Genomic DNA, 12,998 nt, shown 5'->3' with positions numbered 1-12,998 from the left:
GGCCCGGGCGGGCGCCCGTCGCGCGCGCCGCCCGGCCGTACCGGTCACCCTCCCGACGGATCGCGATACGCGAGCGCACGCTCGATGAACGCGCGCGCCGCGACGCTGCGGTACGCGCCCTTGCGCGTGAGCAGCGCAGCCGTGCGCGCGGGCAGCGGCGGATCGATCTCGAGCGCGCACAGGTCGGCGCTCTCGCGCGCGACTGCGTCGGGCAGCACCGTCGCGAGCCGGCCGCACCGCACGAGCTCCAGCACCGCGCTGACCGTATTCGTCTCGATCGCGATCTTCGGCCGCGCGCCATGCTCGATGAAATACCGGTCGATGCTTTCGCGCGTCGCGAACGCGCGGCTCAGCAGCACCAGCGGCTCGCCGCCGAGCTCGGCCGGCGTCAGTGCGCGACGGCGCCGCGCGAGACGATGCGTGCGGCCCGTCACGAGCGCGAGCGGCTCGTCCCACAGCGGCAGCGCATCGATGTCCGGCGCACGTGGCGGCATGAACGCGAAGCCCGCGTCGAGCCGGTCGTCGGCGAGCAGCGCCTCGATGCGCTCCTGCGGCATCGCGTCGATCGTCAGTGCGACGTTCGGATAGTCGGCATGGAACGCGTCGATCAGCGAGCCGCTCAGGTAGGCCGCGAAGGTCGGCATCATCGCGAGCCGCAACGACCCGCTGCCGAGATCGGCGACGTCGTGCAGCGCGCGCTGCCCCGTCTCGAGCTCGTGCAGCGCGGCGCGCGCGTGGCGCGCATAGACCTCGCCGAACTCGGTGAGCTGCACCGTGCGGCCCGAGCGGTCGAACAACTGCACGCCGAGCGTTTCCTCGAGCTGGCGGATCTGCTGCGACAGCGTCGGTTGCGAGACGTGCAGCGCGTCGGCCGCGCGCGTGAAACTGCGCTGCTCGGCGACGGCCAGGAAATAGCGGATGTGGCGGAGGAGCATGGCGGCCGACGTATTGGTTTTACCAATGAAGCGCATAACGATCCAGTCTTGGACGCTATGGTTCGATTCCCGCATCATACGCACATCCGTTCCCGTGCATCGCGTCTGGCGCCGCACCGGATCGGCCCGCCCGGGCCCGCCCTGCCTCCGCCCGCCGCACGACGATCCGCCGCCCGCCCGATCCGGGCCCGGCCGCGATCCGCCCGGCGCGCATCGGTTCACCGCCGATCCGTTGACGCCGGCCCCGATTTCCGTCACCCCGCGCAGCCGACGGCCCCGTGCCGCCGGACGGCGCCGCTGTTTTTCGCGACCATGGAACCGCATCACGACACCCATCCTCCTCTCACCCGCGGCATGACGCTGCTGTTCGCCTGCGCGTGCGGCATCGTCATCGGCAACATCTACTACGCGCAGCCGCTGCTCGCCGCGATCGCACGCAGCTTCGGGCGTGCGCCGACCGAGCTCGGCTATCTCGTCACGCTGACGCAGCTCGGCTATGCGGCGAGCCTGCTGCTGATCGTCCCGCTCGGCGACGCGGTCAACCGTCATACGCTGATCGTGCGGCTGCTGATGCTCAACGTCGTCGCGCTGGTCGCGGTCACGTTCAGCACCAACTTCACGATGTTCGTCGTCGCGAACGTCGCAGTCGGCTTCGTCACCTGTTCGACACAGCTGCTCGTGCCGTTCGCCGCATCGCTCGCCGACGCGCGCTCGCGCGGCCGCGCGGTCGGCACCGTGATGAGCGGGCTGCTGCTCGGCATCCTGCTCGCACGCGTCGCGGCCGGCGCGATCGCCGACGGGTTCGGCTGGCGCGCGGTGTACGGCATCGCCGCGGTGATGGTGGCGGTGCTAGCCGCCGTGCTCGCCGTGAAGCTGCCGAAGGATCGCCGCGACGCGCGCCTCGACTATGCGGCGCTGATGAAGTCGCTCGTCGCGCTGGTGCGCGCGCAACCGCTGATCGCGCTGCGCTCCACCTACGGCGCGCTCGTGTTCGCGTGCTTCAGCCTGCTGTGGACGGGCCTCACGTTCCTGCTGAGCCAGCCGCCGTACAGCTATTCCGAAGGGCAGATCGGCCTGTTCGGGATCGTCGGCGCGGTGGGCGCGCTCGCGGCGACGTCGGCCGGCCGGCTGGTCGATCGCGGCCACGGCAATGCGGCGACGGGGCTGTTCGCGGCGGCCGTGCTCGCGTCGTTCGCGCTGATCGCCACCGGCGCGCACTCGCTCGCGGCGCTGATCGCGGGCATCCTGCTGCTCGACGTCGGCGTGCAAGGCATCCACATCTCGAATCAGAGCGTGATCTATGCGCTGGCCGGCAACGCGCGCAGCCGCGTGACGACGATCTACCTGACGAGCTACTTCATCGGCGGTGCGTTCGGGTCGTTCGCGGCGAGCGTCGCGTACGGCATCGACGGCTGGCGCGGCGTGTGCGTCGCGGGAGCGGCGCTCGCGGGCGTGCTGATCGCCTTGTGGCTCGCGTCGCAGCGCGTCGGCGTGCGGCAGGTCACGCAGTGATGCGGTAGCGCGTTTGCGCAGCACGACGAAAAAAGGCACGCCGCGCGAAGCGCGGACGTGCCTTCTTTACGAGGGTGGTCGATACCGTCCGACGCGCGCCAGCGCGTGACCGCTAAGCGGCCTCGTCCGCGAAATCGATCAGCACCTTCATCGCGCGCTGCCGGTCGCCGGCCAGTTCGAATGCGAGGTTCGCGTCGCGCATCGGGAACACGCGCGTGACGGCCGGCCGCAAGTCGACGCGCCCCGCGTTGATCAACTGCACCGCGAGCGCGAATTCCGCGTGGAAGCGGAACGATCCGCAGATCGACAACTCCTTCGCGACCACGACGTTCTGCGGCAGGCTGACATCGCCGCCGAGCCCGAGCTGCACGACGACCCCGCGCGGACGCATCACGTCCAGCCCGTCGCGCAGCGCGCGCGCATTGCCCGAACACTCGATCATCACGTCGAACGTGCCCTTGTCGGCGCCGTAACGCTCGACCCATCCGGTATCGACCGCCGCATTGATCGTGCGGTCGGCGCCGAGCGCGCTCGCCACTTCGAGCGGCGCCTCGACGACGTCGGTCGCGACGATCTCCGCCGCGCCATGCACGCGCGCCGCCGCGACCGCCAGCACGCCGATCGGCCCGCAGCCCGACACGAGCACGCGCTTGCCGATTAGCGGGCCCGCGCGCGACACCGCATGCAGCCCGACCGCGAACGGTTCGGCAAGCGCCGCGAGCGACAGCGGCACGTGATCGGCGACCTTCACGCACTGCACGGCATCGCACACGAGCGCGTTGCGGAACGCGCCCTGCACGTGCGGCATCCGCATCGCGCTGCCGTAGAAGCGCATGTCGAGACACTGGTTCGGCAGCCCCTCGAGGCAGTAGCGGCACGCGCCGCACGGCCGGCTCGGATTGACCGCGACGCGATCGCCGACCTTCACCGACGTGACGTCCGGCGCGACTTCCGCGACCGTGCCGGCCACCTCGTGGCCGAGCACCATCGGCTGCTGCAGCCGGATTGCACCGAAGCCGCCGTGCCGGAAGTAATGAAGATCGGAGCCGCAGATGCCGCCCATCGCGACATCGACGCGCACCTGGCCCGGGCCGATCTCGCCCGGATCCTGCTCTTCCACCCGCAGGTCGTTCGGCCCGTGGATCACGACGCACATGCAACGCATACGCATGACAGCCTCCTCAGGCGACCGGCGTGACCAGCGGCGCGCCGGCGAAGTGCGCGGCGAGGTTGTCGCGCACGAGCCAGCCCATCGACTGGCGCGTCTCGATCGTACCGCTCGCATGGTGCGGCTGCAGCAGCACGTTCGGCAACGCGAGGAAACGCGGGTCGATGTGCGGCTCGTTCCAGAACACGTCGAGCGCGGCACCGGCGATCGCGCCGCGCTCGAGCGCGTCGAGCAGCGCCGGTTCGTCGACGGTCGTGCCGCGCGACACGTTCACCAGATAGCCTTGCGGCCCGAGTGCGTCGAGCACGGCGGCGTCGACAAGGTGGCGCGTCGTCGGCCCGCCCGCGAGCGTGACGATCAGCAGGTCGCACCAGCCGGCCAGCTCCGCAAGGTCGCCGAAGAAACGGTGCGGGCTGTCCTCGCGCGGCGCGACGTCGAAGTAGCCGAGTTCGACATCGAAGCCCGACAGCCGGCGCGCGAGCGTCGAGCCGATCCGGCCGAAGCCGACCACGCCGACGCGCTTGCCGTAAAGCCGCGTGACGAGCGGCATGTCGCCGTCGCGCCATGCGCCGGAACGCACGTACGCGTCGCCGGCGCCGATGCGGCGCATCATCGCGAGCGCGAGCCCGACGCCGAGGTCGGCCACGTCGCCGGTCAGCACGTCGGGCGTGTTCGTCACGCGGATGCCACGTGCGCGCGCGGCGGCGAGATCGATCGCATCGGTGCCGACGCCATAGCAGGAGATGATCTCGAGCTTCGGCAGCGCCGCGATCAGCTCGGCATTCGCGCCGAGATCGCCGCGCGTCGCGATCGCGCGCACGCCGGCGCCGTGTTCGGCGAGGAACGCCGCGCGGTCGGTGGCTTCCCACAGCCGGTGAACGTTATAGCCGGCCAACCATGCGTCGTCCCACGGCTGGTAAGGGCCCGTCATCAGCAGTTCGGGCCGCTGGGTCGATTCGTGCGCCATCTGCGCTTGCTCCTGTCGAGGTAAGTTGAATGCGAAAGCGTGCCGGGCCGCGTCAGCCGCCCGGCGCGTTCATGCGTGCCGCGCGAGCGCATCGGCGTCCGGTGCCGGCGCCGTCTGTGCCGCGTCGAGCGGATCGTCGAGATCGCGGTTCAGCGTTTCCGGCATCCGCGATGTCGTGAACAGCGTGATCAGCGTCAGCAGCACCAGATAGGCGGCGATCGGCACCCAGGCACGCACGCCGGCCGTGTGGTCGCCGCCGTGCAGCGCGATCACGGTCGCGATGATCGTCGCGCCGACGAGCGGCGCGATCCCGCCTGCGAGCACGGCCGACACTTCACGCGAGAACGACACGCCCATGTAGCGATGGCGCGCGCCGAACAGTTCGGGCAGCAGCGCGGCCTGCGCGCCGAGCATCCCCCAGTTCGCGAAGCCCTGCGCGACCGAGATCGCGATCACGCTCGCGACCACGTTCCCCTGGCTGAAGATCCACCACACCGGGAACGCGAGCGCGAGTTGCAGCCACGCGAACGTGCGATACACGCGCACACGGCCGAAGCGGTCGCTGAGCCGGCCGGCCAGCGGCACCGTGCACGCGCCGACGGTCGCCGCGCACACCAGCGCCAGCGCGCCGATCGGCCCCTTCATCCCGATCACGCCGGCGAGATAGCTGACGGCGAGTGCCTGGTAAATCGACGAGCCGCCGTTCTCGGCCATCCGCAGACCGATACCGATCAGCAGCGAGCGCTTCGAATGCTGCACGGCGCTCTTCAGCGGATTCGCCAGGACCTGCGCGCGCTTCTCGAGCCGCACGAAGGTCGGCGACTCGTGCAGCCGCACACGCATGTAGATCCCGACCGCGACGATCACCGCGCTGAACAGGAACGGCACGCGCCAGCCCCAGCCGTCGGTGACGCGATCGATGTTCGCGAGCAGCAGGAAATAGACCGCCGCCGCGAGCACCGTGCCGAGCTGGATGCCGAGGAACGGCAGCGACGCATAGAAGCCGCGCTTGCCCGGCGGCGCATATTCGGTCATCAGGACGGCAGCGCCGGCCTGTTCCGCACCGGCACCGAGGCCCTGCAGGATGCGCAGCAGGATCAGCAGCGCGGGCGCCCAGTAGCCGGCCGTCGCGAAGGTCGGCAGCACGCCGATCAGCGTGCTCGCGATGCCCATCAGCAGCACCGTCGCGGTCAGTACGAACTTGCGGCCGATCCGGTCGCCGAGCACGCCGAACACGACGCCGCCGAGCGGGCGCACCGCGAAGCCGACGAAGTAGGTGCCGAAGCTCGCGATCAGCCGCATCTCGGCGGTCTGCGCGGGAAAGAACAGCGGCCCGAACACCAGTGCCGACGCGAGCGTGTACAACGCGAAATCGTAGTATTCGAGCGCGCTGCCGAGCGAGCAGGTCCATGCCGCGCGGTTGAGCTGCTTCGTGTCGACGCCGCGGCGCTCGACGGTGTCGCCCGGCGTGCCGGACCCTGCATCGTGCCGCGCGGGCGGCGGGGAAATGCGATCCATCGTTGTCTCCTGTCTCCTGCCTTCCGTTCCGGAACCCGGCGCCATCGCGCCGGGACATCGGCCCGCTCGTATGGCGGGCTCTTCTGGGAATTCGGATGCCGGCGCGAGCCGGCGCAACGGTACTGCGCACACGGCGCAAGCACCGTCGCTCAAACGGCGCTGGTCAGCCCGCCGTCGACGAACAGCGTCTGGCCGTTCACGAAATCGGATGCCGCCGACGCGAGGAAGATCGCCGCGCCGCACAGCTCGTCGACGCGCCCCCAGCGGCCGGCCGGCGTGCGCTTGCACAGCCAGTCCGAGAACGCCGCGTCGTCGACCAGCGCGCGATTCAGTTCGGTTTCGAAATAGCCGGGTGCAAGGCCGTTCGCCTGAATGCCGTGGCGCGCCCAGTCGGCGCACATCCCCTTCGTCAGCATCCGCACCGCGCCCTTGGTCGCCGCATACGGCGCGATCGTCGGCCGCGCGAGCTCGCTCTGCACCGAGCAGATGTTGATGATCTTCCCGCGGCCGCGCGCGATCATGTGCCGCGCGACGGCCTGCGCAACGTTGAACACGCCGTCGAGGTTCACGCGCATCAGCGCATGCCAGTCGTCGGGTTCGAATGCGTCGAGCGGCGCGCGGCGCTGGATGCCCGCGTTGTTCACGAGGATGTCGATCGCGCCGATGCGCGCCTCGAAATCGTCGATCGCCGCGCGTACCTGCGCGTGCTCGGCGACGTCGAACACCGCGTAGTCGGCCGTGAAGCCTTCTTCGCGCAGGTGCCGGACGAGCGTCGCGGCCTTCTCCTCATTGCGATCGTTGATGACGATCGCCGCCCCTGCTTCGGCCAGCCCACGGGCGAGCGTCAGCCCGATCCCGCGACCGGAACCCGTGATCAGTGCGCGGCGGCCGTCGAGGCGGAACCGGTCAAGCGCGTTGGTCATGCGTGTCTCCTCGTGCCAGTCGAGCCGGCGGCCCATCGCGGCCGGTCTCGCGTTGACGGTATCTTCGGCCGCCGGCCGGGCGCCGCGCCAATGGTCTTTTTTGATCCGGTTATCATGAAACTTGATTACCGCCCTCTCCTACCCGCCGCCCATGGAACTCAAGCAATTGCGCGCCTTCGTCACGCTCGCGGAAGAGCTGCATTTCGGGCGCGCCGCGCAGCGCCTGTTCATCGTGCAGCCCGCGCTGAGCATGCAGATCAAGGCGCTCGAGGAAGAACTCGGCGCGCGCCTGTTCGAGCGCGACCGGCACAAGGTCGAACTGAGCGATACGGGGCGCGTGTTCCTGCCCGAGGCGCGCGCCACGCTGCAGCAGGCCGCGCGTGCGGAACAGATGGCGCGGCTGTCGAGCCGCGGCGAGATCGGCACGCTGCGGATCGCGTTCGTGTCGTCGGTGCTGCCCGTACTGCTGCCGGCCGTGCTGCGCACGATGCGCGAGCGCTATCCGCTGATCGCGCTCGAACTGAAGGACCTGCCGACACCCGACCAGATCGCCGCGCTGCGCGACCGGCGGATCGATTTCGGGATGATCCGGCTGCCGGCCGCGTATGCGGGCATCGACACGCGTGTGGTGCTCGAGGAAGGCTTCGTCGTCGCGCTCCCGCTCGACCATCCGCTCGCCGCGCACGATGCAATCTCGCCGGCCGCGCTGCGCGGCCAGCCCGCGTTCGTGCTCGCGCGCCGCTACGCGCCGGGCTTTCACGACGACATGCTGCTCGCGCTGAGCCGCGCGGGCACGACGCTCGAGATCGCGCAGGAGTTCGGGGAATTCACGACGATGCTCGCGCTCGTCGCGGCGGGGATGGGAATCGGGCTGATTCCGGCGGAAGCCGCCAGCGCGCTGCCGCCGAACGTGCTCTCGCGGCCGCTTGACCTGGCCGGGCACCGCACCGGCATCGGCCTCGCATGGACCGATCTCGACAGCCCGCTGAAGCGCGCGTTCGTCGCCGCGCTCGAGCAGGTGACGGCCGCTTCAAGCAATAACGGCGGGCAATAACGACAGGCAATAAAAAAGCCCGGCCGGAAAACCGGGCCGGGCTCGTTCGCTACGCAGGCCGCCTTGCGGCGGCCGCGCAACGTGCGGGATTACTTCGCGTTCGCGAATGCGACAGCCGTATCCAGCATGCGGTTCGAGAAACCCCACTCGTTGTCGTACCAGCTCGACACCTTGACGAGGCGGCCCGACACCTTGGTCAGCGTTGCGTCGAACGTCGACGAAGCCGGGTTGTGGTTGAAGTCGATCGACACCAGCGGTGCGTCGTTGTAGCCGAGGATGCCCTTCAGCGCGCCTTCCGATGCTTCCTTCATGATCGCGTTGACTTCCTCGACCGTCGTGTCGCGCTTCGCGATGAACGACAGGTCGACGACCGACACGTTGATCGTCGGGACGCGGATCGCGTAACCGTCGAGCTTGCCGTTCAGTTCCGGCAGCACGAGGCCGACGGCCGAAGCAGCGCCCGTCTTCGTCGGGATCTGGCTATGCGTGGCCGAACGCGCGCGGCGCAGGTCTTCGTGGTAGACGTCCGTCAGCACCTGGTCGTTCGTGTACGCGTGGATCGTCGTCATCAGGCCGGTTTCGAGGCCGATCTTGTCGTTCAGCGGCTTGACGAGCGGCGCGAGGCAGTTCGTCGTGCACGATGCGTTCGAGATGACGGTGTGCTCGGCCTTCAGCACGTTGTGGTTCACGCCGTAGACGATCGTGGCGTCGACGTCCTTGCCGCCCGGCGCCGAGATGATCACCTTCTTCGCGCCGCCCTTCAGGTGCGCGCTCGCCTTTTCCTTCGTCGTGAAGAAGCCCGTGCATTCCATCACGACGTCGACGCCCAGCTCGCCCCACGGCAGTTCGGCCGGGTTGCGGTTCGCCAGCACGCGGATCTTGTCGCCGTTCACGACGAGGTAATCGCCGTCGACCGACACTTCACCGGGGAACTTGCCGTGCGCGGTGTCGTACTGGGTCAGGTGCGCGTTGGTCTTCGCATCGCCCAGATCATTGATCGCGACGATCTCGATGTCGTGCTTCTTGCCGTTCTCGTAGAACGCGCGCAGCGTGTTGCGGCCGATACGGCCGTAGCCGTTGATTGCGACGCGAATCGTCATGGTCTATCTCCTGATGGCTGAAAAAATTCGTTTCGTGCAGCTTCACGGTGCGACGCGCGCGAGGGGTGGCGCGCGTCGCGTATGTCTTTAGGCCAGCACGGCCTTGGCCGTCTCGACGACGTGCTCGACGGTGAAGCCGAAGTGCTTGAACAGCACGCCGGCCGGCGCCGATTCACCGAACGTGTCGATCCCGACGACGCCGCCTTCCAGGCCGACGTACTTGTGCCAGAAGGCGGTCACGCCGGCTTCGATCGCGACGCGGCGCACGCCGTGCGGCAGCACGCGTTCGCGGTATTCGGCGTCCTGGCGGTCGAACACGTTGGTCGACGGAATCGACACGACGCGGGCCGCGATGCCCTGCTGCGCGAGCGGTGCGACGGCCTTCATCGCGAGTTCGACTTCCGAGCCCGTCGCGATCAGGATGATCTTGCGCGCGACGATCTCTTCGTCCCAGTCCTTCAGCACGTAGCCGCCCTTCTCGATGTTCGCGATCTGCGCATCGGTACGCGGGTTGAAGGCGAGATTCTGGCGGCTGAAGATCAGGCTCGACGGACGGTCGGCTGCGATCGCGTGGGTCCACGCGACGGCCGTCTCGACCGTGTCGGCCGGACGCCACACGTCGTGGTTCGGGATCAGGCGCAGGCTCGACACGTGCTCGATCGACTGGTGCGTCGGGCCGTCTTCGCCGAGGCCGATCGAATCGTGCGTGAACACGAAGATCGACGGCACCTTCATCAGCGCAGCCACGCGCAGCGCGTTGCGGCTGTAGTCGGAGAACGTCAGGAACGTGCCGCCGAACGGCTTGTGGCCGCCGTGCAGCGCGAGGCCGTTGATCGCGGCGCTCATGCCGAATTCGCGCACGCCGTAGTTGATGTGGTTGCCCAGCTGGACGCCCGGGCCTTCCGGATTCGCACGGACGGCCTTCGACGCCTTCCAGTTGGTCAGGTTCGAGCCGGTCAGGTCGGCCGAGCCGCCGAGGAGCTCGGGCAGCGCGGCAGCCAGGCCTTCGATCGCCTGCTGCGACGCCTTGCGGGTCGCCACCGTCTCGCCGCGCTCGTTCGCGCCGGCGATGATCGCCGCAGCCTTCTGCGCCCAGTCGGCCGGCAGCTGGTTGGCCATCCGGCGCTCGAATTCAGCGGCTTCTGCCGGGAACTTGGCGCGATAGGCAGCGAACGTCGCATCCCATTCGGTTTCCGCGCGCTTGCCGGCTTCCTTCGCATCCCATGCCGCATAGACTTCCTGCGGAATCACGAACGGTGCCCACGTCCAGCCGAGTGCTTCGCGCGTCTTCGCGATTTCTTCCGCGCCGAGCGCCGCGCCATGCACGTCGTGGCCGCCGGCCTTGGTCGCCGCGCCCTGGCCGATCACCGTCTTGCAGCAGATCAGCGTCGGCTTGTCCGACAGCTTCGCCTTCGCGATGGCCGCGTCGACCGCGTCGACGTCATGGCCGTTCACGTTCGGGATCACGTTCCAGCCGTAGGCTTCGAAACGCTTCGGGGTATCGTCGTGGAACCAGTTCACGACGTCGCCGTCGATCGAAATGCCGTTGTCGTCGTACAGCGCGATCAGCTTGTTCAGCTTCAGCGTGCCGGCGAGCGAGCAGGCTTCGTGCGAGATGCCTTCCATCAGGCAGCCGTCGCCGAGGAACACGTACGTGTGGTGATCGACGATCTTCGCGCCGTCACGGTTGAACTCGTCGGCCATCAGCGCTTCGCCGAGCGCCATGCCGACCGCGTTCGCGAGACCCTGGCCGAGCGGGCCGGTGGTCGTCTCGACGCCCGGCGTGATGCCGTATTCCGGGTGGCCCGGCGTCTTCGAGTGCAGCTGGCGGAAGTTCTTCAGCTCTTCCATCGGCAGGTCGTAGCCGGTCAGGTGCAGCAGCGAGTACAGCAGCATCGAGCCATGGCCGTTCGACAGCACGAAGCGGTCGCGGTCCGCCCAGTGCGGGTTCGTCGGGTTGTGCTTCAGATGGCGCGACCAGAGCGCGACGCCGATTTCGGCCATGCCCATCGGCATGCCGGGGTGGCCGGAGTTCGCTTGCTGGACGGCGTCCATCGCGAGCGCACGGATCGCGTTGGCCATCAGGGTGGTGGAGGCGGGAGACGAAGTCGTCATGTCGAGTCCGGAGAACGAGTCGAGGAAACGGGGGCACGGCGGCATCCGGAAGCTCGAGCGTCAATCGTTCCCGGCGCGCGGTGCGGCGCCTGACGGACGCGAAGCGGACGGAGCCTACGGACGGGGCTGCAAAGCTCGTCATTTTAACAGATGGGCTGACATTTCCCTTGTCTATGCACAGTGTTCCGGCACGGTTTTCCGTCAAACTGCCCGCCTCCTATAATTCAGACGTCGGAACTGCCAGCCCTGAGCCGCCCGCCCGTGAGCACGACACTTCTCTTCCACCCTACGCCCGACGCCGCCTACGGCTTCCCGAACGCCCGGCGGCTCGCGCGCGTCGCGTCCCCGCACCAGCAGATCGAAGTCTGGGAAACCCCGCAGCTCGGCCGCCTGTTTACGCTGGACGGCCGGCCGATGACGTCGGTCGGCGACGAGTACGTCTATCACGAGTGCATGACGCACCCGGCCGCGCTCGCGCACCCGTCGCCGCGCCGGGCGCTCGTGCTCGGCGGCGGCGACGGCGGCGCGGCGCGCCAGTTGCTCAAGCATGCGTGCATCGAGCGGATCGTGATCGCGGAACTCGACGACGAGGTGGTCGGGATGGCGCGCCGCTATCTCGACGACGTGCACCAGGGCGCGCTCGACGATCCGCGCGTCGAGGTCGTGATCGGCGACGCCGCGCATTTCGTCGAGTCGACCGTCGAGCATTTCGATCTCGTCGTGTTCGACCTCACCCCGCCCGATTCGCCGGCGGCCGGCCTCTATACGCGCGCATTCTACGCACGGCTGAAGCGGATCCTGACGCCGTGCGGCGCGATCTCGATGCACCTCGGCTCGCCGGTGTTCCACGCGGCGCGCATCGCCGCGCTGCTCGACGACCTGCGCGCGTGCTTCGCGGTCGTCGATCCGTTGTCCGCGCACGTGCCGCTGTACGGCTCGCAGTGGCTGATGGCGATCGCGAGCGACACGCTCGACGCGGCCGCGCTGTTCGCCCACGACATCGACGAACGGCTCGCCGCCCGTCGCGTCCAGGGCTTGCGCTACTACGACGCGCGGCTGCATGCGTCCCTGTTTGCCCTGCCGTGCGCGCTGCGCGATACACTGGGCGTTCGCCGCTGAACGTCCGGGCGACCGCCTCGCTGCCGTTTTCCATCGCACCTTCGCAGGATTCGTGATGCATCGCACCAGGGCGGAACGCCCCGGACGCCGCGCCGCCCCCTGAACGAACGTCGACGCATGGAATCAGAGCACGTGCCGAAGCGCCCCCACAGGAGATTTTCATGACCGATCCACGTCCGGCCAACGTGCCTTGGTTGACGCCCTACCTGGCCGTACGCAACGCGCGCGCGGCCATCGATTTCTTCCAGGCCGCATTCGGCTTCGAGTTGCGCGACGTGCACGACGAGGACGGCGCGATCATGCACGTCGAGATGGCCTACCGCGGCCAGCTGATCGTGATGTTCGCGCCCGAGGGCGCGTTCGGCTCGACCGCGCTCACGCCGAAGAGCGCGAACGCCATCGCGCCGCAATCGTTCTATCTGTATGTCGACGACGTCGACGCCACCTGGCAGCGCGCGCTCGACGCGGGCGCGAAATCGCTGAGTGCGCCGCAGGATCAGTTCTGGGGCGACCGGTTCGCGCAGATCGAGGATCTCGACGGCTACCGATGGGCGCTCGGGCGCCGTCTCGACGCATGACCCACACTG

Annotated in this window: 11 protein-coding genes; 4 read left to right on the top strand and 7 right to left on the bottom strand. The window is 68.9% G+C overall.

Features of this window, described 5'->3' with window-relative positions; genetic code table 11:
• Nucleotides 1–44 precede the first annotated feature (44 nt).
• Nucleotides 45–935 (bottom strand): transcriptional regulator CynR, encoded by an 891-nt coding sequence (gene cynR, locus BDO18943_RS05600; protein WP_175021579.1) that lies wholly within the window; start codon nt 933–935, stop codon nt 45–47.
• A gap of 312 nt (nt 936–1,247) precedes the next feature.
• On the opposite strand from cynR, the gene BDO18943_RS05595 reads away from it, so the two are divergent.
• Nucleotides 1,248–2,447 carry an MFS transporter gene (locus tag BDO18943_RS05595; RefSeq protein ID WP_175021578.1) on the top strand — a complete coding sequence of 400 codons (1,200 nt, stop codon included), beginning with the start codon at nt 1,248–1,250 and terminating at the stop codon, nt 2,445–2,447.
• Nucleotides 2,448–2,559: 112 nt separating this feature from the next.
• On the opposite strand, the gene BDO18943_RS05590 is transcribed toward BDO18943_RS05595, so the two are convergent.
• From BDO18943_RS05590 to BDO18943_RS05575, 4 genes are all read right to left on the bottom strand, one after another.
• Nucleotides 2,560–3,618, bottom strand: a complete 1,059-nt coding sequence (locus tag BDO18943_RS05590; RefSeq protein ID WP_175021577.1) for an L-idonate 5-dehydrogenase — start codon at nt 3,616–3,618, stop codon at nt 2,560–2,562.
• A 10-nt stretch (nt 3,619–3,628) separates the two neighbouring features.
• Complete coding sequence (locus BDO18943_RS05585) at nt 3,629–4,582, bottom strand: 2-hydroxyacid dehydrogenase (RefSeq protein ID WP_043191286.1); 954 nt, start codon at nt 4,580–4,582, stop codon at nt 3,629–3,631.
• A gap of 69 nt (nt 4,583–4,651) precedes the next feature.
• Nucleotides 4,652–6,100, bottom strand: a complete 1,449-nt coding sequence (locus tag BDO18943_RS05580; protein ID WP_175021576.1) for an MFS transporter — start codon at nt 6,098–6,100, stop codon at nt 4,652–4,654.
• A gap of 149 nt (nt 6,101–6,249) precedes the next feature.
• Nucleotides 6,250–7,023 (bottom strand): SDR family NAD(P)-dependent oxidoreductase, encoded by a 774-nt coding sequence (locus BDO18943_RS05575; protein ID WP_043191894.1) that lies wholly within the window; start codon nt 7,021–7,023, stop codon nt 6,250–6,252.
• A gap of 151 nt (nt 7,024–7,174) precedes the next feature.
• Between BDO18943_RS05575 and BDO18943_RS05570 the strand changes: the two genes are divergently transcribed.
• Nucleotides 7,175–8,077: a LysR substrate-binding domain-containing protein gene (locus BDO18943_RS05570; RefSeq protein WP_175021575.1), complete on the top strand. Its 903-nt coding sequence runs from the start codon at nt 7,175–7,177 to the stop codon at nt 8,075–8,077.
• A gap of 89 nt (nt 8,078–8,166) precedes the next feature.
• Here BDO18943_RS05570 and gap read toward each other — a convergent pair whose 3' ends face one another.
• Nucleotides 8,167–9,177, bottom strand: a complete 1,011-nt coding sequence (gene gap / locus BDO18943_RS05565; protein ID WP_122944451.1) for a type I glyceraldehyde-3-phosphate dehydrogenase — start codon at nt 9,175–9,177, stop codon at nt 8,167–8,169.
• Nucleotides 9,178–9,264: 87 nt separating this feature from the next.
• The gene (tkt, locus tag BDO18943_RS05560) at nt 9,265–11,337 is read right to left on the bottom strand and encodes a transketolase (RefSeq protein WP_175021574.1); all 2,073 of its coding nucleotides are present in this window, start codon (nt 11,335–11,337) and stop codon (nt 9,265–9,267) included.
• Nucleotides 11,338–11,553: 216 nt separating this feature from the next.
• On the opposite strand from tkt, the gene speE reads away from it, so the two are divergent.
• Both speE and BDO18943_RS05550 read left to right on the top strand, forming a co-directional pair.
• The gene (speE, locus tag BDO18943_RS05555) at nt 11,554–12,411 is read left to right on the top strand and encodes a polyamine aminopropyltransferase (protein ID WP_043191302.1); all 858 of its coding nucleotides are present in this window, start codon (nt 11,554–11,556) and stop codon (nt 12,409–12,411) included.
• A 161-nt stretch (nt 12,412–12,572) separates the two neighbouring features.
• Complete coding sequence (locus tag BDO18943_RS05550) at nt 12,573–12,989, top strand: VOC family protein (RefSeq protein WP_043191303.1); 417 nt, start codon at nt 12,573–12,575, stop codon at nt 12,987–12,989.
• The last annotated feature ends 9 nt before the right edge of the window (nt 12,990–12,998 follow it).

The sequence above is a fragment of the Burkholderia aenigmatica genome (assembly GCF_902499175.1).
Taxonomy (GTDB): domain Bacteria; phylum Pseudomonadota; class Gammaproteobacteria; order Burkholderiales; family Burkholderiaceae; genus Burkholderia; species Burkholderia aenigmatica.
This window is presented reverse-complemented; position numbering and strand designations above follow the sequence as displayed.

Coding starts and splice junctions, on each gene's coding strand:
- BDO18943_RS05550 (WP_043191303.1), top strand. CDS start 12,573: ATGACCGATCCACGTCCGGCCAACGTGCCTTGGTTGACGCCCTACCTG.
- BDO18943_RS05570 (WP_175021575.1), top strand. CDS start 7,175: ATGGAACTCAAGCAATTGCGCGCCTTCGTCACGCTCGCGGAAGAGCTG.
- BDO18943_RS05575 (WP_043191894.1), bottom strand. CDS start 7,023: ATGACCAACGCGCTTGACCGGTTCCGCCTCGACGGCCGCCGCGCACTG.
- BDO18943_RS05590 (WP_175021577.1), bottom strand. CDS start 3,618: ATGCGTATGCGTTGCATGTGCGTCGTGATCCACGGGCCGAACGACCTG.
- BDO18943_RS05580 (WP_175021576.1), bottom strand. CDS start 6,100: ATGGATCGCATTTCCCCGCCGCCCGCGCGGCACGATGCAGGGTCCGGC.
- cynR (WP_175021579.1), bottom strand. CDS start 935: ATGCTCCTCCGCCACATCCGCTATTTCCTGGCCGTCGCCGAGCAGCGC.
- tkt (WP_175021574.1), bottom strand. CDS start 11,337: ATGCCGCCGTGCCCCCGTTTCCTCGACTCGTTCTCCGGACTCGACATG.
- BDO18943_RS05585 (WP_043191286.1), bottom strand. CDS start 4,582: ATGGCGCACGAATCGACCCAGCGGCCCGAACTGCTGATGACGGGCCCT.
- gap (WP_122944451.1), bottom strand. CDS start 9,177: ATGACGATTCGCGTCGCAATCAACGGCTACGGCCGTATCGGCCGCAAC.
- BDO18943_RS05595 (WP_175021578.1), top strand. CDS start 1,248: ATGGAACCGCATCACGACACCCATCCTCCTCTCACCCGCGGCATGACG.